Annotated in this window: 19 protein-coding genes; 6 read left to right on the top strand and 13 right to left on the bottom strand. The window is 61.8% G+C overall.

The window, feature by feature from the left end:
• Positions 1 to 84: 84 nt before the first annotated feature.
• Positions 85 to 873: an alpha/beta hydrolase gene (locus KGB29_RS05880; protein WP_150814594.1), complete on the bottom strand. Its 789-nt coding sequence runs from the start codon at positions 871 to 873 to the stop codon at positions 85 to 87.
• A gap of 129 nt (positions 874 to 1,002) precedes the next feature.
• On the opposite strand from KGB29_RS05880, the gene KGB29_RS05885 reads away from it, so the two are divergent.
• Both KGB29_RS05885 and KGB29_RS05890 read left to right on the top strand, forming a co-directional pair.
• Positions 1,003 to 1,947 (top strand): aldo/keto reductase, encoded by a 945-nt coding sequence (locus tag KGB29_RS05885; RefSeq protein ID WP_191626130.1) that lies wholly within the window; start codon positions 1,003 to 1,005, stop codon positions 1,945 to 1,947.
• 123 nt (positions 1,948 to 2,070) lie between these two features.
• Positions 2,071 to 2,724, top strand: a complete 654-nt coding sequence (locus KGB29_RS05890) for a peroxiredoxin (RefSeq protein WP_056727305.1) — start codon at positions 2,071 to 2,073, stop codon at positions 2,722 to 2,724.
• A 134-nt stretch (positions 2,725 to 2,858) separates the two neighbouring features.
• On the opposite strand, the gene yghX is transcribed toward KGB29_RS05890, so the two are convergent.
• The 6 genes from yghX to KGB29_RS05925 all read right to left on the bottom strand — a co-directional run bounded on the left by yghX (position 2,859) and on the right by KGB29_RS05925 (position 10,153).
• Complete coding sequence (gene yghX / locus KGB29_RS05895; RefSeq protein ID WP_150814593.1) at positions 2,859 to 3,746, bottom strand: YghX family hydrolase; 888 nt, start codon at positions 3,744 to 3,746, stop codon at positions 2,859 to 2,861.
• 150 nt (positions 3,747 to 3,896) lie between these two features.
• Positions 3,897 to 4,298, bottom strand: coding sequence for a heme-binding protein (locus KGB29_RS05900; RefSeq protein WP_150814592.1), 402 nt, complete (start codon positions 4,296 to 4,298; stop codon positions 3,897 to 3,899).
• Positions 4,299 to 4,317: 19 nt separating this feature from the next.
• Entirely contained in the window at positions 4,318 to 5,535 is a 1,218-nt protein-coding gene (glcF, locus tag KGB29_RS05905) for a glycolate oxidase subunit GlcF (RefSeq protein ID WP_150814591.1), read from the bottom strand.
• Between the two features lie 3 nt (positions 5,536 to 5,538).
• Positions 5,539 to 6,603, bottom strand: coding sequence for a glycolate oxidase subunit GlcE (glcE, locus tag KGB29_RS05910; RefSeq protein WP_150814590.1), 1,065 nt, complete (start codon positions 6,601 to 6,603; stop codon positions 5,539 to 5,541).
• Entirely contained in the window at positions 6,603 to 8,102 is a 1,500-nt protein-coding gene (glcD, locus tag KGB29_RS05915; protein ID WP_102671877.1) for a glycolate oxidase subunit GlcD, read from the bottom strand. The genes glcE and glcD overlap by 1 nt, the downstream gene beginning before the upstream one ends.
• Positions 8,103 to 8,389: 287 nt before the next feature.
• On the bottom strand, positions 8,390 to 10,153 hold the full coding sequence (locus tag KGB29_RS05925; RefSeq protein ID WP_150814589.1) for an L-lactate permease: 1,764 nt from the start codon (positions 10,151 to 10,153) through the stop codon (positions 8,390 to 8,392).
• Positions 10,154 to 10,332: 179 nt separating this feature from the next.
• Between KGB29_RS05925 and KGB29_RS05930 the strand changes: the two genes are divergently transcribed.
• Positions 10,333 to 10,569, top strand: coding sequence for a hypothetical protein (locus KGB29_RS05930; RefSeq protein ID WP_090456183.1), 237 nt, complete (start codon positions 10,333 to 10,335; stop codon positions 10,567 to 10,569).
• A gap of 38 nt (positions 10,570 to 10,607) precedes the next feature.
• Here the strand turns inward: KGB29_RS05930 and KGB29_RS05935 are convergent, their stop codons facing one another.
• A complete protein-coding gene (locus KGB29_RS05935) occupies positions 10,608 to 10,868 on the bottom strand; it encodes a hypothetical protein (RefSeq protein WP_150814588.1) in 261 nt (86 codons plus the stop codon).
• Positions 10,869 to 11,251: 383 nt separating this feature from the next.
• On the opposite strand from KGB29_RS05935, the gene KGB29_RS05940 reads away from it, so the two are divergent.
• Positions 11,252 to 12,316, top strand: a complete 1,065-nt coding sequence (locus tag KGB29_RS05940) for a hypothetical protein (RefSeq protein WP_154947727.1) — start codon at positions 11,252 to 11,254, stop codon at positions 12,314 to 12,316.
• A gap of 17 nt (positions 12,317 to 12,333) precedes the next feature.
• Positions 12,334 to 12,687 (top strand): DUF1428 domain-containing protein, encoded by a 354-nt coding sequence (locus tag KGB29_RS05945; RefSeq protein ID WP_102671872.1) that lies wholly within the window; start codon positions 12,334 to 12,336, stop codon positions 12,685 to 12,687.
• Between the two features lie 14 nt (positions 12,688 to 12,701).
• On the opposite strand, the gene KGB29_RS05950 is transcribed toward KGB29_RS05945, so the two are convergent.
• On the bottom strand, positions 12,702 to 12,896 hold the full coding sequence (locus KGB29_RS05950) for a hypothetical protein (RefSeq protein ID WP_150814393.1): 195 nt from the start codon (positions 12,894 to 12,896) through the stop codon (positions 12,702 to 12,704).
• Positions 12,897 to 13,018: 122 nt separating this feature from the next.
• Here KGB29_RS05950 and thpR point away from each other — a divergent pair, with 122 nt between their 5' ends.
• Positions 13,019 to 13,561, top strand: coding sequence for an RNA 2',3'-cyclic phosphodiesterase (gene thpR, locus KGB29_RS05955; RefSeq protein WP_150814394.1), 543 nt, complete (start codon positions 13,019 to 13,021; stop codon positions 13,559 to 13,561).
• A gap of 238 nt (positions 13,562 to 13,799) precedes the next feature.
• Here the strand turns inward: thpR and KGB29_RS05965 are convergent, their stop codons facing one another.
• The 4 genes from KGB29_RS05965 to potA form a co-directional block, all read right to left on the bottom strand.
• Positions 13,800 to 14,897, bottom strand: coding sequence for a polyamine ABC transporter substrate-binding protein (locus KGB29_RS05965; RefSeq protein ID WP_150814395.1), 1,098 nt, complete (start codon positions 14,895 to 14,897; stop codon positions 13,800 to 13,802).
• Positions 14,898 to 15,074: 177 nt separating this feature from the next.
• On the bottom strand, positions 15,075 to 15,959 hold the full coding sequence (locus KGB29_RS05970; protein ID WP_090456174.1) for an ABC transporter permease subunit: 885 nt from the start codon (positions 15,957 to 15,959) through the stop codon (positions 15,075 to 15,077).
• Positions 15,956 to 16,870, bottom strand: a complete 915-nt coding sequence (locus KGB29_RS05975) for an ABC transporter permease subunit (protein WP_150814396.1) — start codon at positions 16,868 to 16,870, stop codon at positions 15,956 to 15,958. Before KGB29_RS05975 ends, KGB29_RS05970 begins: the two co-directional genes overlap by 4 nt.
• A complete protein-coding gene (gene potA, locus KGB29_RS05980; protein WP_102672777.1) occupies positions 16,867 to 18,009 on the bottom strand; it encodes a polyamine ABC transporter ATP-binding protein in 1,143 nt (380 codons plus the stop codon). The genes KGB29_RS05975 and potA overlap by 4 nt, the downstream gene beginning before the upstream one ends.
• Positions 18,010 to 18,171: the final 162 nt, after the last annotated feature.

Raw genomic sequence — 18,171 nt, forward strand, 5'->3', positions numbered from 1 at the left:
AAAATATGTTTTTAATCGGCGTGGGTGAACTCTCGGATTAACGGTCGTATTTCGTCATGGGAAAAGGCACCTCGCACTCAGGTTTTACAACCCTTCACGCAGACGTTTGAGGTAGTCGGGGCTGTCACTGATCGAGTTATGGCCCGTCCCCGCAATGACCTGCAATGACGCCACACCACGGGTGAAGTGACTCAACAGGCGCTCGGTGCTTGAGCGCGCAATCACCTCGTCATGCTCGGCCGCGATCAACAATGTCGGCACGGTGATGCGGGCGGCGTACCGCCAGGACTGAAACTTGTCCTTCAACAACCAGCGCACCGGAAACCAGCGGAACTGACGGGCGGCGAGCCCTTCGAGGCTGTTGTAGGGCGTGATCAGCACCAGTCGCGCCGCCGGGCGCTCGCTGGCCAGGCGCACGGCCACCCCGGAACCCAGGCTGCGTCCGACCACTGCCACATGCGGATGGCTGGCATGTACCTGGTCGAACAAGGTGATGGCATCGCGGGCAATGGCCTCTTCGGAAGGTGAGCCGGAACTCCCGCCATAACCACGGTAATGCAGCAGATACAGGGCGTAGTCAGGGAACGCTTGGGAGAACCCGGGCAGGTTGCGCGAGACGTCTTCGGCATTGCCGCCAAAATAAATCAGCGCGTTGGGCCCCTCGTGCGGCCGGATGGACACCAGCACCTGTGCGTCGGTAGTCGGCAGGGTGAGCAGCGTCGCGGCAGTCCCGACGGCGCGCGGTTGCGGGTAGTAAATCAGCGCTCGCTGGAAAACGAACAGCGCCACGCACAGCGCCAGGTACAACGCAGCGACGATGACGACGAGTAACAACAGGGTGCGCGACATTCGACTAACGTTAGTGGGCGGCATTGGCTGCTCGGGGTTTGAAAATGGCTGGCGCCACAAGGCTTTCTGAGTGTAGTCAATCGACCCTTGGCGCGGGTTATCCGTATTGTCGGCGCAACAGGCCGGACCCTGGCGACTGGTGAGAAGCGTTTTATGAGCCATCCTGTGGGGTACACCCGTAGAGCAATACTCACGCTGGCTGCCGGTGCTTCGGCGGTCTTCACGTTCGGTCAGGCGGTGGCACAACCCGTGCCGTCGACGGGAACAGGAGGCAAGACCATGCAGACCCGCGCCATTCCTTCCAGCAACGAGTCCTTGCCGATCGTAGGGTTGGGCACTTATCGCGGATTCGATGTCGAGCCTTCGCAACCGGCCTACAAGGACTTGCCCGCGGTGCTGGACGCGTTGTTCGAGAAGGGTGGCAAGCTGATCGACAGCTCGCCGATGTACGGTCGCGCCGAACAGACCACCGGCGAACTGCTGTCGATCCATGAGCCGCGCTCGCCGGCCTTTCTGGCCACCAAGGTGTGGACCCGGGGCCGCGAAGAAGGCATCGCGCAGATGGAACAATCCTTCGCCCTGTTGCAGACCGACCGGATCGACCTGATGCAGATCCACAACCTGTTGGACTGGCGGACGCACCTGCCGACCCTGCGCCACTGGAAGGAAGCTGGGCGCATCCGCTACATCGGCATCACCCATTACACGGCGTCGGCCTATGAAGAAGTGGAAGCGGTACTCAAGGCCGAGCCAGTGGATTTCTTGCAGATCAACTACGCCCTGGATGATCGCGGCGTAGAGAAACGCTTGCTGCCGTTGTGCCGCGAGCGGGGAGTGGCGGTGATCTGCAACCGGCCGTTTGGCGGTGGCGGCTTGCTGGCCAAACTGAAAGATAAGCCGCTGCCAGGCTGGGCGGCGCAAGTCGGAGTCAAGAGCTGGCCGCAACTGGCACTGAAGTACCTGCTGTCACATTCGGCGGTGACCTGCGTGATTCCCGGCACCGGCAACCCGCGCTACATGGCGGAAAATGTCCGGGCCGGTTTCGGCCCGATGCTCACCGATGCCCAGCGTCAGCAACTGATTGCGCTGGTGGGCTAGCGACGTGTTCAACCCGTTGCGGCGAGTCGCCGAACCTCTCCTATACTGAGTCGCGTCCATGCCGTTGAAAGCGCATTCGCTGCCCTGACGGCGTCCCTGTCCATCACTGCAAGGAGATCGAACATGGCTATCCGCATTGGCGACGAAGCACCGGATTTCACCGCCGACACCACCGAAGGCACCCTCAACTTTCACCAATGGATCGGCGATGGCTGGGCCATCCTGTTTTCCCATCCCAAGGATTTCACCCCGGTGTGCACCACCGAACTGGGTTACCTGGCCAAACTCAAACCGGAATTCGACAAGCGCAACACCAAGGTCCTGGGCCTCAGCGTCGACCCTGTCAGTGACCACAACCGTTGGGTCGGTGACATCGCCGAGACCCAGGGCACGGCGGTGAACTACCCGCTGATCGGCGACGAAAATCTGGTGGTGGCCAAGCTCTACGACATGATCCACCCCAATGCCAGCGGCGGCGCGCGCACGGCAGTGGACAACGCCACGGTGCGTTCGGTGTTCATCGTCGGCCCGGACAAGAAGGTCAAGGCCATGCTGATCTACCCAATGAGCGCAGGGCGCAATTTCGATGAAGTGTTGCGTCTGCTTGATTCCCTGCAACTCAATGCCAAACACACCGTCGCCACGCCAGTGAACTGGCGGCCGGGTGAAGACGTCATCATCCCGACCTCGGTGTCCGATGAAGACGCGAAGAAGAAATACCCGGATGGCTTCAAGACCCTGAAGCCGTATCTGCGGACCGTGGCTCAACCGAAGTAGTCACCAACAGTCATACCGCCATCGCGAGCAAGCTCGCTCCCACACTGGATCTCCAGTGAACACAAGATCTGTGTGCGACAGAGATCCATGTGGGAGCGGGCTTGCTCGCGAAGGGGCCAGCCCCGGACTTCCAGTCAAACCAGATACTTGCGAAACCACCCCAACGTCCGCTCCCACGCCAGCTTGGCCGCCGCCTCGTCAAAGCGCGGCGTCGAATCATTGTGAAAGCCATGATTGCAGCCCGGATAAATGTAGGCCTCATAGGTCTTGCCCCCGGCCTTCAACGCTTGCTCATAGGCGGGCCAGCCTTCGTTGATCCGCGTGTCCAGTTCGCCGTAGTGCAACATCACCGGGGCCTTGATCCGGGGCACTTCCTCGGCCGTTGGCTGACGGCCATAAAACGACACGGCGGCCCCCAGTTCCTGATAGGCCACGGCAGCGGCGTTGGTCACGCCACCGCCGTAGCAGAATCCGGTGATGCCGACTTTTCCGCTGGCGGCAGGGTTTTTCATCATCCATTCGACGGCGGCGAAAAAGTCGTTCATCAGCTTTTCCGGGTCGACCTTGGCCTGAAGCTCGCGGCCCTTGTCGTCATTGCCCGGATAACCGCCGACCGAACTCAGGCCGTCCGGGGCGAGGGCGATGAAGCCGGACTTGGCCAGCCGCCGGGCCACATCTTCGATGTACGGGTTGAGCCCGCGGTTTTCGTGCACGACCACCACTGCTGGTACTTTGCCGGTGGCTTTGGCCGGACGCACCAGATAACCGCGAACCTGGCCGTGGCCCTTGGGCGACGGGTAGGTGATGTACTCGGCAATAATCTCCGGATCGGTGAAGGAAACCTGCTCGGCCAGCGCATAGTTGGGGCTTAGCGCTGCGAGCAGGGCTCCAGCGGTCAAACCGCCGAAGGTAAACAGCGCCGCACGGTCGAGAAACTCCCGGCGGTTGATCTTGCCGTGGGCGTAGTAGTCGTACAGTTCCAGCAGTTCGGGGGCGAAGTCTTTTGCGGTTAGACGGGTCATGGATTCAGCTCCTCTCGTCTGGTTTAACGCGGCCCCTGTGGGAGCGGGCTTGCTCGCGAAAGCGGTCTGTCAGACAGCAATGTCTTCGACTGACACTCTCTCTTCGCGAGCAAGCCCGCTCCCACAGGGGAAAAGGGTGAAGCCAACATCTCATTTCAGGCTCTGCGCCCCGGCCTTAGCTACCTGCGCATCCTGTTCGGGCTTGACGCCCGACACCCCGACAGCACCAATCACCTGTCCATCAAAAACAATCGGCACGCCACCCTCAAGCGAAGTCAGCAAGGGTGCCGAGAGGAAAGCGTAGCGCCCAGCGTTGACCATGTCCTCATAGCTTTTCGATTCGCGCCGCCCGAGGGCTGAGGTGCGTGCCTTTTCGGTAGCGATATACACGCTGGCAGGTGCACAGCCGTCGAGGCGTTCGAGGGCCAGCGGGTGGCCGCCGTCATCGACCACCACTATGGTCACGGCCCATTGATTGGCCTGTGCTTCGGCGCGGGCGGCGGTGAGGATCTGGCCGACTTCGGCCTGGCTCAGGACAGCTTTGCGGTTCATGGGCATCTCCAGGGTTCGGTTAAGGCAAGTTGGCTTCGACCAGTTCGATCCAGTGCCGCACCGGGGTTCGCCCTGCGCCGTCGAGGTGCGACTGGCAGCCGATGTTGGCCGTGACAATGACTTCGGGATGGCCGCTTTCCAGGGCGTCGAGCTTGTTGTCGCGCAGTTGTCGCGACAGTTCGGGCTGGGTGAGCGAATAGGTGCCCGCCGAACCGCAGCACAGGTGCCCGTCGGGGACGGAGGTCAGGTTGAAACCGAGGCCGGTCAGCAGCGCTTCCACGGCACCGCCGAGTTTCTGCCCGTGCTGCAAGGTGCAGGGGCAATGGAAGGCCAGACGTTGCGAGGCGTGAATGCCGAGTTGCTCCAGCGGTTCGTCGCGCAACACTTCCACCAGATCCCGGGCCAGCGCACTGACCTTTTTTGCCTTGTCGGCATAGGCCGGGTCGCTGGCGAGCAGGTGGCCGTAATCCTTGATGAAGGCGCCGCAACCGCTGGCGGTCTGCACAATCGCCTCGGCGCCTTTTTCCAGGCTCGGCCACCACGCGTCGATGTTGCGCCGGGCACGATCGAGGCCGGCAGCCTGGGCGTCCAGGTGGTAGTCCACGGCGCCGCAGCAACCGGCTTCGCGGCTCGCGATGACGCTGATCCCCAACCGGTCCAGCACCCGCGCCGCCGCGGCATTGGTGTTGGGGGACAGGCTGGGCTGCACGCAACCTTCGAGCATCAGCACCTGACGCTCGCGCAGGGTCATGGGTCGCGGCTTGGCCGGGTAGACATTGCGCGGCAACTTGCTTTGCAGGTTGCCGGGCAGCAGCGCGCGGAACACCTGACCGCTATTGACCAGGCTCTTGAACAGCTCTGGATGCGGCACAGTCTGCCGCAAACCCTCGCGCAACAGGCGCTGACCGAGGGGGCGTGGCACCGCCGCATCGACCACAGCCCGCCCGATGTCCAGCAGGTTGTGGTAGTCGACGCCCGACGGACAGGTGGTTTCGCAGTTGCGGCACGACAGGCAGCGGTCCAGGTGCTGCTGGGTCTTTTGCGTGACGTCGTTGCCTTCCAGCACCTGCTTGATCAGGTAAATGCGACCCCGTGGTCCGTCCAGTTCATCGCCGAGCAATTGATAGGTCGGGCACGTGGCATTGCAGAACCCGCAGTGCACGCAGGTGCGCAGGATGCTTTCGGCTTCTGCGGCGCGGGGCAATTGGCTGGCGCGTTCACTCAAGGTCGTCTGCATGGTTCAAAGCTCCGCGTACAGGCGTCCGGGGTTGAAGATACCCCGTGGATCGAGCTGTTGTTTCAGGTTGCGGTGATAGCGCATCAGGGCCGGGGGCAGAGGCTGGAATGGAGTGTCGGTCAGGCCGTGGCTGAAGCAGGTGGCATGGCCACCGACCTCGTCGACGACCTGGCGGATGTACGCCGCTTCGGCATCGGATTTCAGCCAGCGCTGGGCGCCCCCCCAGTCGATCAACTGGCGCCCCGGCAACGACAGAAGTGGCGTGTTGTGCGGCAGTGACAGGCGCCAAAGCGGTTGGTCTTCATCGAAGAAACTCAAGCGCTGTTCGTTGAGATCGTCCCACCAGCAAGACTCCAGCCGTTCGCCTCCGAGGCGCTCATGGGCCGCCGATACCGAACCTTCACCGCCCTCAAGCCGCAGGTGCAGGCGTGAACCGTCGTGACAAGCCGCGCTGATCGGCAACGGCTGCTGGCCCCATTCCGCCAGGCGCAACAAGGCCCGTTCGGCGTCCATTTCCAGGCTGATACTGAGGCACTGCCGGGGTTTGGGCAGCACTTTGAGGGAAACTTCGGTAATCAGCCCGAGGCTGCCGTAACTGCCGGCCATCAGGCGCGACAGGTCGTAGCCGGCGACGTTTTTCATCACCTCGCCACCGAAGCGCAACAGCTTGCCTTGCCCTGTGATGACCCGCGTGCCGAGCACGAAATCGCGCACCGAACCGGACCACGGGCGCCGTGGCCCGGACAGCCCGCAGGCGATCATGCCGCCGACGGTGGCGCCGTCGCCGAAGGATGGTGGCTCGCAGGGCAGCATCTGTTGCGCGGCGTCCAGTACCTGCGTCAGTTGCGACAACGGTGTGCCGCAACGGGCGGTGATCACCAGTTCAGTCGGGTCGTAACTGACGATACCCCGGTGCGAGCGGGTGTCGAGAATCTCCCCGGCCGTGGTGCGGCCGAGAAAGGCTTTGCTGTTGGAACCCTGGATGCGCAAGGGCGTGGCGTTTTCCAGCGCCTGATTGACCTGTTCCAGCAGTGACTGGCTGTCATCGAAATCTTCAGGGCCGTGCATCAGAAGCGCTCCAGCTCGGGGAAGGGCAATTGACCGCCATGTATGTGCATGGCACCGAATTCGGCGCAGCGGTGCAGGGTCGGAATGTTCTTGCCGGGGTTGAGCAGGCCGCTGGGGTCGAAGGCGGCCTTGATGGCATGGAACAGGGTCAGCTCATCGCTGTTGAACTGCGCGCACATCTGGTTGATCTTCTCGCGGCCCACGCCGTGTTCACCGGTGATGCTGCCGCCGACCTTCACGCACAACTCCAGAATCTTGCCACCCAGGGCTTCGGCTCGATCAAGTTCACCGGGTTGATTGGCATCGAACAGGATCAGCGGGTGCATGTTGCCGTCGCCGGCATGGAACACGTTGGCCACCCGCAGGCCGTATTCGTTCGAAAGCTCGGCGATGGCGTGCAGTACGCCGGGCAGTTCGCGACGGGGAATGGTGCCGTCCATGCAGTAGTAGTCCGGCGAGAGGCGACCCACCGCCGGGAAGGCATTCTTGCGCCCGGCCCAGAACAGCACGCGCTCGGCTTCGTCCTTGGCCTGGCGTAACTCGGTGGCGCCGGCCTGTTGCAGTACCTGGCGCACCCGGTCGCAGTCATCTGAGACATCGGCTTCGACACCATCGAGCTCGCACAGCAGAATGGCCTGGGCATCCACCGGATAACCGGCGTGGATGAAGTCCTCGGCGGCGCGGATGGCCAGGTTGTCCATCATTTCCAGGCCACCGGGGATGATGCCGGCGGCAATGATGTCGCCGACGGCGCGCCCGGCTTTTTCCACGGAATCGAACGCCGCCAGCAGCACTTTGGCGGTCTGCGGTTTGGGCAGCAGCTTGACCGTGACCTCGGTGATCACCCCGAGCAGGCCTTCGGATCCGGTGAACAGCGCCAGCAGGTCGAAACCGGGGGCGTCGAGGGCGTTGGAGCCCAGGCTCAGGTGCTCGCCATCGACAGTGAGGATGTCGACCTTGAGCACGTTGTGCACGGTCAGGCCGTACTTCAGGCAGTGCACGCCACCGGCATTTTCCGCGACGTTGCCGCCGATGGAACAGGCGATTTGCGAGGAAGGATCCGGCGCGTAATACAGGCCGAAGGGTGCCGCTGCCTGGGAAATCGCCAGATTGCGTACGCCGGGCTGAACCCGAGCGGTACGGGCGGCTGGATCGATGTGCAGGATGTTGTTGAAGCGCGCCATCACCAGCAGCACGCCTTTCTCCAGGGGCAGCGCGCCGCCGGACAACCCGGTGCCCGCGCCACGGGCCACGACGGGGACGCGCAGTTCATGGCAGACCCGCAGCACCCCCTGGACTTCGTCGATGGATCGGGGCAGCACCACCAGCATCGGCGTGGTGCGATAGGCCGACAGCCCGTCGCATTCGTAGGGCTTGGTTTCCTCGCGCTGATGCAGGATCTCAAGAGCTGGCAAGCGGGTTTGCAGGGCGTGCAACAGCGCCTGTTTGTCGACGTCGGGCAAGGCGCCGTCAACGCGTTCATCGTAGAGAATGTTCATCGGCGCTCGACACTCGTTTTGTTGATGCGTGAGGTCTGTTTTCGCGGTCCACTGTCTTAATCATTGGCCCGTCAGGCTCAGCTGTCCATGGGATCGTTGTCTGCTCGACAGACGATTCATTCAATAAAAAAGCACCATCCACTGTGGGAGCGAGCTTGCTCGCGATAGCGGCAGACCATTCGACATCTATGTTGAATGACACTCCGCCATCGCGAGCAAGCTCGCTCCCACAGGGATCAGGTTTCCCACAAGGATCAGGCTCAAGCAGAATTACGCTTGTATTCGACTCAATGCCCGCCCACCACCATATGGCTGAACGGCGCGACGTAGGCCTGCAGCGTCACCAGGCCACCGACCAGGATCGCCAGCACAATCGAGTGGAAGAATACGTAGCGCAGGATTTCCCCTTCATGGCCGTACCAGCGGGTGGCGGTGGAGGCAACCACGATCGACTGGGCGTCGACCATCTTGCCCATGACCCCCCCGGAACTGTTGGCGGCAGCCATCAACACCGGGCTGATGCCCAACTGCTCGGATGTCACCCGTTGCAGGCCACCGAACAGCACGTTTGACGCGGTGTCTGAACCTGTCAACGCCACGCCGAGCCAGCCGAGCAGGGTGCCGAACATCGGGTAGAAAATGCCCGTCGCGGCGAAAGCCAGGCCCATGGTCGCATCCAGGCCCGAGTAGCGCGTGAGGAAGCCCAGCGCGAGCATCGCCGCAATGGTGATCAGCGAATAACGCACCACCCACAAAGTGCGCAGGTACTGGTGAATCAGTTGCGGGATCGAGTACCCCATCAGCAAACCGCCGACAATCGCCGCCAGCAGAATGCCGCTGCCGGTAGCGGTGAACCAGGTGAACTTGTACACCGCTTCTTCGGTTTTCGGCGCGGCCACCACGGGCGGGACTTTCTCGACCTGCAAGTGCAGGGTGGTGAAGGTCACGACCGGCGCAAACAGCGGGTTCGCCTCGCGCATCGGCTTGCCCTGGGGATCGAGCTTGGCGGCACTGGTTTGCGGGTCGATGGCGGGGCGGGTGTCGAAGGTGTTCTTGAAGCCCTGGGTGCCCCAGATGAACACGAAGACCGTGAGGATGAGCCACGGCATCCACGCCCGCATCACTGCCGGTTTTGCTTCATTGGCAAAGGTTGCAGTGGGTACAGGCTTTTCGTCGTGCTCGGCGTCGATCTTCGAGTTGTCGACCCGGCCGGACAGGGCGGCGGAGGTATGCACGGTGGCCGGTTTCCACACCTTGAGGAAACCGGTCAGGCAGGCCATGGAAATCAGTGCGGCGATCACGTCCACCAGCATCGGCCCGTGATAGTTGGACACCAGGAACTGCGGCACGGCAAAACTGACCCCGGCCACCAGGATCGCCGGCCAGATTTCCACCATCTTGCGCCAGCCGGCAAAGGCCCAGATCAACCAGAACGGCACCAGCACCGAGAAGAACGGCAACTGTCGGCCGACCATCATCGACAGCTCCATTTCATCCAGTCCGGTGACCTTGGCCAGGGTGATGATCGGTGTGCCGAGGGCGCCGAACGCCACGGGGGCGGTGTTGGCGATCAGCGCCAGCCCTGAAGCGGCGAGCGGCGAAAACCCCAGCCCGATCAGAATCGCCCCGGTCACCGCCACCGGCGTACCGAAACCGGCCGCGCCCTCGAAAAACGCCCCGAAGCAGAAGGCGATCAGCAGCAATTGCAGGCGCCGGTCATCGGTGATGCGCGCCAGGGAGTCTTGCAGCACCTTGAACGAACCGTTCTCGGTGGTCAGGCGATGCAGGAAGATGATGTTCAACACGATCCAGCCAATCGGCAGCAGGCCGTTGGCCGCACCGAACAGCGCCGCGGAACCGGCCATGTTCGCCGGCATGCCGAAGGCGAAGATCGAGATCAGCAAGGCCGAGGCCAGGGCGAGCAACGCCGCCAGGTGCGCCTTGATATGAAAAAACGCGAGGGACGCCAGCATCACCACCACCGGCACAGCCGCCATGAGCGTTGAAAGCACCGGGTTACCGAACGGATCGTAGACTTGCTGCCAGACCATGTTCCACCTCTGCTTTTTATTGTTGGACGTGCAGATCCCCAGGGGGGAGGTGGCCTTGAGTATAGGTGGCATTGCGCCGCTGTCAGGGCCGGCCTCCGGTCCTGCCAATCGGCGCATTCCGGAGGGCTGAGCTAGCATGGCCAGTAGGGTTTGAATTCAGTCAGGGGAGCGATGCAGTCATGACCGAGCGCCATATGGAGCACAAGGAAACGCTATCGAACGGATGCAACATCAAAGTCAAGGCAGAGATATTGAAGGACGGTTCGTTGGGTATGTTCATCGGTGTCTATCGGCCGGACGGCTCGGCCATCGATGAGAACCACGACCCGCGGCCGCACATGCTGGACATGGAAGCGGCGATGGATTGGGGGATTGATATTGCCAAGGGGATCGGCAATAGCCAGCGAACGTTGTGAGCGGTTGCCGTCCGTGCCCGGGCGACCGGCGGTCGCTGTCAGAACCCGAACGAACGGGCCGAGCTTTTTGCCAGTTCGACATCCAGCAGATGCTCGACCAGCACATCATTCAAAAAACGGAACTGATCATTGAGCCCGACCACTTCGTTGCTGAAGTGATGATCGGCTGCCGGGATCAGCAACGCCTCGAACTTCTCGTCGAATAGAAGAGTCAACTCTTTACGTGACTCGAATTCCTGCGCGTAGAAATTGTTGCCGAACACCGGAAAACGTACGGCGAGGGTGACAGTGTGAATCATGATGTTTGTTCCTCGCTCAGGACGTACCAGGCAAACACACTCAATGTGAACGCCGTCAGGGCCAGGCAGGTCAGCAGATGGATCAGCATGAGGTTCCCCTCCGATTCGGGGTTTCGTGTTGGCTTGGAATTGATCCTACGCTGACGGCGTTCAAGCGGAAGGCAATCGCGGCGATGGTGAATATCGACGCCAGTGATGGTGGTTTTTGTGTTGTTGATGCGGACCCCTTCGCGAGCAAGCCCGCTCCCACAGGTTCACCGCCAACCAAGGTGGGAGCGGGCTTGCTCGCGAAGGCGGCCTCAAGGGCACAGCCACCTATACTTAAACCGATGGTTTCGAGTATCGGGCATTTCGTCCGGTGCACACTGCGGGAAGTCGCAATCTTGAGCCTGCGTTCGCTGATCGTCGCCGTGCTGGTGGTGTTGGCGGGGTGCGCCACACCGCCGCGTGCGCCGGTGGAAGTGGCGCCAGTCATCGTTCCCGCCAGCACCTGGCAGCAAGTGGACCGGGAGATCGTCGCTGCGTCGCAGTCAGCCACCGAGCAGACCAGAATCTATGCCCGCGGCGCCATGGAGTACTGGCGTACACGGGTCTATGAGTTGACCGAACAGAATTTCATTCCGTGGTTCAGCAGCTACTGGACCCAGGAATGGCTGTCGGTGAAGGTCAGCTGGTACACCCTCAGCGCCAGGGGTGAGCAGGACGCATCGGAAAAACGCCTGGCGGCGTACCTGCTCGAAGCCTATCAGGAAAAGGTCCTGGCCCCGGCGGCATTGGAAGTCGATCCCGATGCGATTCTCGGTCTGGCAGCGGCGTTCTACGTCGACATCCTCAAGGAAGAGCTGCAGAAAATCTCCACCCGCCACGGCGTGCCGATGGCCCAGCTCAACGGGCGCATCCAGAAAATCCCGGCCATCGCCCTCGGGCCGCCGCCGGCGCGGGACGCTTCGTTGTACCAGATCGTGCACACCGAATCGCTGAACACCTTGCCGGCCTTCGCCGCGCTGGTCGACAAAATCCACAAGGCCGGTGGCGACAAGGGGGTGGGCTCGACCGACACCGCGATGGCGCCGGTGGCCAGGCGCGCCAGCCGGCGGATGGAAGCCGAGATGGCCCCGCGCGGGGCCGCCAGCGCCGTGGCCGCGGCAGCCGGGAGACTCGCCGGTGGCTTGATCACGATAGGGGTGGCGGGCATTCGCGCACTGATTCAGGCCAATGACCGGCCCGACAGCGAGGCGCTGATCCGCAGCAGCCTGGGCAATACCTTCGACAAGGCCTGGCTCAAACTGGTGCAGAACCCGACCACCGGCGTCATGGCTGGCACGCTTTACATGGCGGGGCAGATCGAAGGCAGCCTGGCGGTGAGTACTGAACCACCGGTCGGTTTGAGTACCGGCGCTGTCGATTGGACGCCAGCGCAATCGACTACCCAGCAGAACACCCCATGACCCAAGGAGAGATACTCATGTCATATGTCGATGGTTTTATTGCTGCCGTACCTACCGCCAACCGTGAGCAATACATCAAACACGCCGAAATCGCCGCCTCGATTTTCAAGGAAAACGGTGCCTTGAGCGTGGTCGAATGCTGGGGCGAGGATGTCCCGGAAGGCAAGGTCACCTCGTTTCCAATGTCGGTGAAGCTCAAGGAAGGCGAAACCGTTGCCTTTGGCTGGATCGTCTGGCCGGACAAGGCCAGGCGCAATGCCGGAATGGACAAGATGATGCAGGACCCGCGCATGAAGCCGGACGTCAATCCGATGCCCTTCGATGGCCAGCGCATGGTGTACGGCGGGTTCGAATTGCTCTTCCAGGCCTGACGCCGCACGCGGGATCACTCCGGCGTCGGGGTGATCCTGCAACTCTTTCGATGGCGGATCTCGTCGTCCGTCGGCCGCTCGCGGATGAACTCGAAGCGCGGCTCGCCTTCGCTGTAGTGCACCAGCCAGCCCCATTCCAGCTTGAGTTCATCCTGGCCGGGCTCGGGCGGTCTGGCCCACCATGGTTCCTTGCTGATGATCTGTCGCATGGCCCCCTCCGGTTTTTCGGGATGCTAAAACTATAACGCGCCTGCCCCACGATGCCAGAAATGCGCTGGTCGGTACGCGAGTGTTGGGTACACTCAGGCAGTCTTCCCACGAGGTGCCCGGCATGAACGACGAATCCCGCGAGCCGTTCAAGCGTCTGTTCTTTGCGCTGAACTGCGCCCCGGCCCAGCGCCGGGAGATAGCGCAGTGGCGCAGTGCGCTGCAACTGCGCAACGGACGGCCGGTGCCGGCGGAAAACTTTCACCTGACGCTGAAGTTTTTGGGGGCGGTGGGCGCGGCGCAGATTGCCGATATCTGTACCGCTGCGGCGGCGATCCGTACACCGGGCGAGCGTTTGACGGTGGTGCTGGATCGGCTGGACGTGTGGCGCAGGGCAGGGGCGCTGGTGCTCGCACCGGAGCAGGCGCCCCCGGCATTGTTACGCCTGGTGTACGCCCTGGAACAGGCGATGTTGCCGTTCGGGCTGGAGGAAGCGCCAAGGGAATACCGTCCGCATCTGACCCTGGCACGGCAGTATCGGGCACCGGTGCCGGAGTCCGCAACGGCGCCGGAATTCCTCCTGCGTGCCGACCGGTTCACCCTGTTCGAATCCCACAAGGGCCGCTATCGGGCGCTGGCCGAATGGCCTTTGATCGATCCCCAATAAAAAAGGCGCCCGAGGGCGCCAAAATTCACCTGAACCGAGGGAGCCAGGTGAGGCCGTTCTACTTGCAGGAGAGGCAGCGGTGGTAAGGCGCTGCGTGAACGGAAAATGTTGAACCCCACCGATCAACTGTGGGAGCGGGCTTGCTCGCGAAGAGGCCGGCACATTCAAGAGAGATGTCGACTGACCTGACGCCTTCGCGAGCAAGCCCGCTCCCACATTAGGTAGGTGGTGTTCTGGATTACTGGCCCAACTTCACCTTGGTCCAGCCACGGGTCATGATCCGCTGGACGGCAATCGGCTGGTCCGGCACGGCATAGAGCGTGGCCATCACCGCTTCCGGCGGGTAGGAGCCCGGATCGTTGCGGATCGCTTCATCGACCAGTGGCGTGGCCGCAGCGTTCGCGTTGCTGTAGCCGATGTTGTTGGTGATGTCGGCAATCACGTCGGGGCGCATCAGGAAGTTCATGAACAGGTACGCGTTCTCGACGTTGGCGGCATCGCGCGGGATGGCGAGCATGTCGTAGAAACTGGCGGCGCCTTCTTTCGGGATGCTGTAGTCGATCTTCACCTTGTCCCCGGCTTCCTGGGCGCGGGCCTTGGCCTGCAGCACGTCGCCGGAGTAACCGACGGCCACGCAGATGTTGCCGTTGGCCAGGTCCGAGATGTATTTCGACGAATGGAAGTACGCCACGTTCGGGCGAATCTTCATGAACAGCGCCTCGGCTTCGGCGATGTGCTGTTTGTCCTGATCGTTCACCGGGTAGCCCAGGTAGTGCAGGGCGGTCGGGATCATTTCAGTCGGCGAGTCGAGGAAACTGATGCCGCAGGCTTTCAGCTTCTCGGCGTTTTCCGGTTTGAACAGCAGGTCCCAGGAGTTGGTCGGGGCGTTGGCGCCGAGCACTTCCTTGACCTTCTGCGGGTTGAAGCCGATGCCGATCGAGCCCCACATGTACGGGATGGCGTGGGCGTTGTCGGGATCGCTCGCGGAGGCGTTTTTCAGCAGCACCGGGTTGAGGTTTTTCCAGTTCGACAGCTTCGACTTGTCCAGTTCCTGATAGACACCGGCCTTGATCTGCTTGGCCAGGAAGCTGTTGGACGGCACGACGATGTCGTAGCCGGATTTGCCCGCCAGCAGGCGTGCCTCAAGGGTTTCGTTGCTGTCGAAGACATCGTAGGTCACCTGGATGCCAGTCTCGTCCTCGAACTTCTTGACGGTATCCGGGCCAATGTAATCCGACCAGTTATAGACGCGCAGAACCTTGTCATTGGCCTGGGCGCCGGTGGCGATTGCGCCCAATAAGGACAGTGTCAGCAGAGTCCTGCCAAACATTTTCATCGGTACAACTCCATTTTTTTCAAGATCACACGGCAAACATTTGTGGCTGGAACGCTTGCGCGCTCCCTTGTAGGAGCGAGCCTGCTCGCGAAAAACTCAAGGACGCCGCGTTAATTCAGGTAGCCCGCGTCATCGTTGACGTCCATCGCGAGCGAGCTCGCTCCTACAGGGGCGGCCTCAGGCCGTCGCTTCTGCCATTTGCTTTTTCGGTTGCTGCCAGGATTCGCTGGCGGTCTGGTCCATGGCTTCCTGGATCGCGCGCTTGCGGGTGGCTTCGGCACGGCGGCTGAAGTACCAGACCATGAAGGTCACGATTGACACTGCCAACAGGATCAGGCTGGCCACGGCGTTGATCTCGGGCTTGACGCCCAGACGCACCGCCGAGAACACCTCCATCGGCAGGGTCGTGGAACCCGGGCCGGACACGAAGCTCGCCAGCACCAGGTCATCCAGCGACAGGGCGAACGACATCATGCCGCCGGCCGCCAGTGACGGCGCGATCATCGGAATGGTGATCAGGAAAAACACCTTGAACGGCTTCGCACCCAGGTCCATGGCCGCTTCTTCGATGGACAGGTCCAGCTCGCGAAGGCGGGCGGAGACTACCACCGCCACATAGGCGGCACAAAACGTGGTGTGGGCGATCCAGATCGTGACGATGCCACGCTCCATCGGCCAGCCGATCAACTGCGCCATGGCCACGAACAGCAGCAACAGCGACAGGCCGGTGATCACTTCAGGCATCACCAGCGGCGCGGTGACCAGGCCGCCGAACAGCGTGCGGCCCTTGAAGCGTGTGACGCGGGTCAGGACGAACGCCGCCAATGTCCCCAGTGCGACTGCCGCAATCGCGGTGTAGCAGGCGATTTCCAGCGAGCGCAGCACCGAACCCATCAACTGGCTGTTGTCGAGCAAACCGGCGTACCACTTGATCGACCAGCCACCCCACACCGTCACCAGCTTTGAGGCGTTGAACGAGTAGATCACCAGAATCAGCATCGGCAGGTAGATAAACGACAGGCCGAAAATCAGCATGAACTTTGAAAATCCGAAGCGTTTCATCCCCGTGCCTCCATCTCTTTGGCCTGGCTGCGGTTGAACAGCAGAATCGGCACAATCAGGATCAACAGCATTACCACCGCCAGGGCGGACGCCACTGGCCAGTCGCGGTTGTTGAAGAACTCTTGCCACAACACACGGCCGATCATCAGGGTTTCCGGGCCGCCCAGCAGTTCCGGAATCACGAACTCACCGACCACCGGAATGAACACCAGCATGCAACCGGCGATGATGCCGTTCTTGGCCAAAGGCACGGTGATTTTCCAGAAGCTGTTGAAGGTGCTCGAACCCAGGTCCGATGCGGCCTCCAGCAGGCTCTGGTCATGTTTGACCAGGTTGGCGTACAGCGGCAGCACCATGAACGGCAGGTATGCATAGACGACGCCAATGTAGACGGCGATGTTGGTGTTGAGGATCTCGATCGGGTGCGACGTCAGCCCGGTCCACATCAGGAACCCGTTGAGCAGGCCGTTGTTGCTGAGGATGCCCATCCACGCATAAACGCGGATCAGGATCGCGGTCCAGGTCGGCATCATGATCAGCAGCATCAGCACGTTCTGCGCTTCCTTGCTGGCCTTGGTGATGGCGTAGGCCATCGGGAAACCGATCACCAGGCACATCACGGTGCTGAAAAACGCCACCTTCAACGAACCCAGGTAGGCGGACAGGTACAGCTCATCCTCGCCCAGCAGGGTGTAGTTGCCGATGTTGAGCAACAGCTGGAATTTCTGCTCGGCGAAGGTGTAGATCTCCGAGTAGGGCGGAATGGCCAGGGCTGCTTCCGAGAAGCTGATCTTCATCACCAGGAAGAATGGCAACATGAAGAACAGGAACAGCCAGATGAACGGAATCCCGATGACGAACTTGCGCCCGCTGGGGACCCACCTCAGGAATTGCTGATTGAAGGTTTTCATGCGCGCAGTACCACGCCGCTGTCGTCTTCCCACCACACGTAGACCTGATCGTCCCAGGTCGGACGCGCACCACGGCGTTCGGCGTTGGCCATGAACGACTGGACGATCTTGCCCCCAGGCAGTTCGACGTAGAACACCGAGTGCCCGCCCAGGTAGGCGATGTCATGCACTTTGCCCGCGGACCAGTTGTAGCGGTTATCCGGCTTGACGGTGCTGACCAGCAGTTTTTCCGGGCGGATCGCGTAGGTGATCGACTTGTCCTGCACCGAAGTGCTGACGCCGTGACCGACGTAGATCTTCTGCTCCAGATCCGGGCTGTGGATGATCGCGTGACCTTCCAGGTCCTCGACCACGGTGCCGTCGAAGGCGTTCACGTTGCCGATGAATTCGCAGACCATGCGGCTGACCGGTGCTTCATAAATGTCCACCGGGCTGCCGATCTGGGCGATCCAGCCCAGGTGCATGATCGCGATACGCTGGGCCATGGTCATGGCCTCTTCCTGGTCGTGGGTCACCATCACGCAGGTCACGCCCACGCGCTCGATGATCTCCACCAGCTCCAATTGCATCTGCGAACGCAGCTTTTTATCCAGTGCGCCCATAGGTTCGTCGAGCAGCAGCAGCTTCGGACGCTTGGCCAGGGAACGGGCCAGGGCCACGCGCTGACGCTGGCCGCCGGACAGTTGGTGCGGCTTGCGCTTGGCGTACTGGGTCATGTGCACCAGGCGCAGCATCTCCTGCACCCGGGCGTCGATTTCGGCCGCTGGCAAACGGTCCTGCTTGAGGCCGAAGGCGATGTTCTGCGCTACCGTCATGTGCGGGAACAGCGCGTAGGACTGGAACATCATGTTGATCGGTCGTTCGTACGGCGGCATGTCGGTGATGTCGACACCGTCGAGCAGAATCCGGCCTTCGGTCGGGCGCTCGAAACCGGCGAGCATGCGCAGCAGGGTCGATTTGCCGGAACCGGAACCACCGAGCAGGGCGAAGATTTCACCCTGGTGGATCTCCAGGGACACATCGTCCACAGCGATGGTTTCGTCGAACTTCTTGGTGACGCGATCGATTTTCACCAACACCTTTTTCGGTGCCTGGTGACCCTCAAGAGCCTTCCTGTAGATGCTGGAGGCGTTTGCCATGTGAAACTCCCAACAGGTTTCAGTCGCCCGGCCAACACGGCCCGGCTTAATAGTGGATTGCAAACCCTTATCAGATGATGTCCGTCAGTCCAACGCAGGACCCTGTGGGAGCGGGCTTGCTCGCGAAAGCGGTGTGTCAGGCGACAGCTGTGTTGATTGTGT

Origin of the sequence: Pseudomonas sp. BF-B-30, assembly GCF_019956305.1 — a bacterium.
Lineage (GTDB): Bacteria > Pseudomonadota > Gammaproteobacteria > Pseudomonadales > Pseudomonadaceae > Aquipseudomonas > Aquipseudomonas jessenii.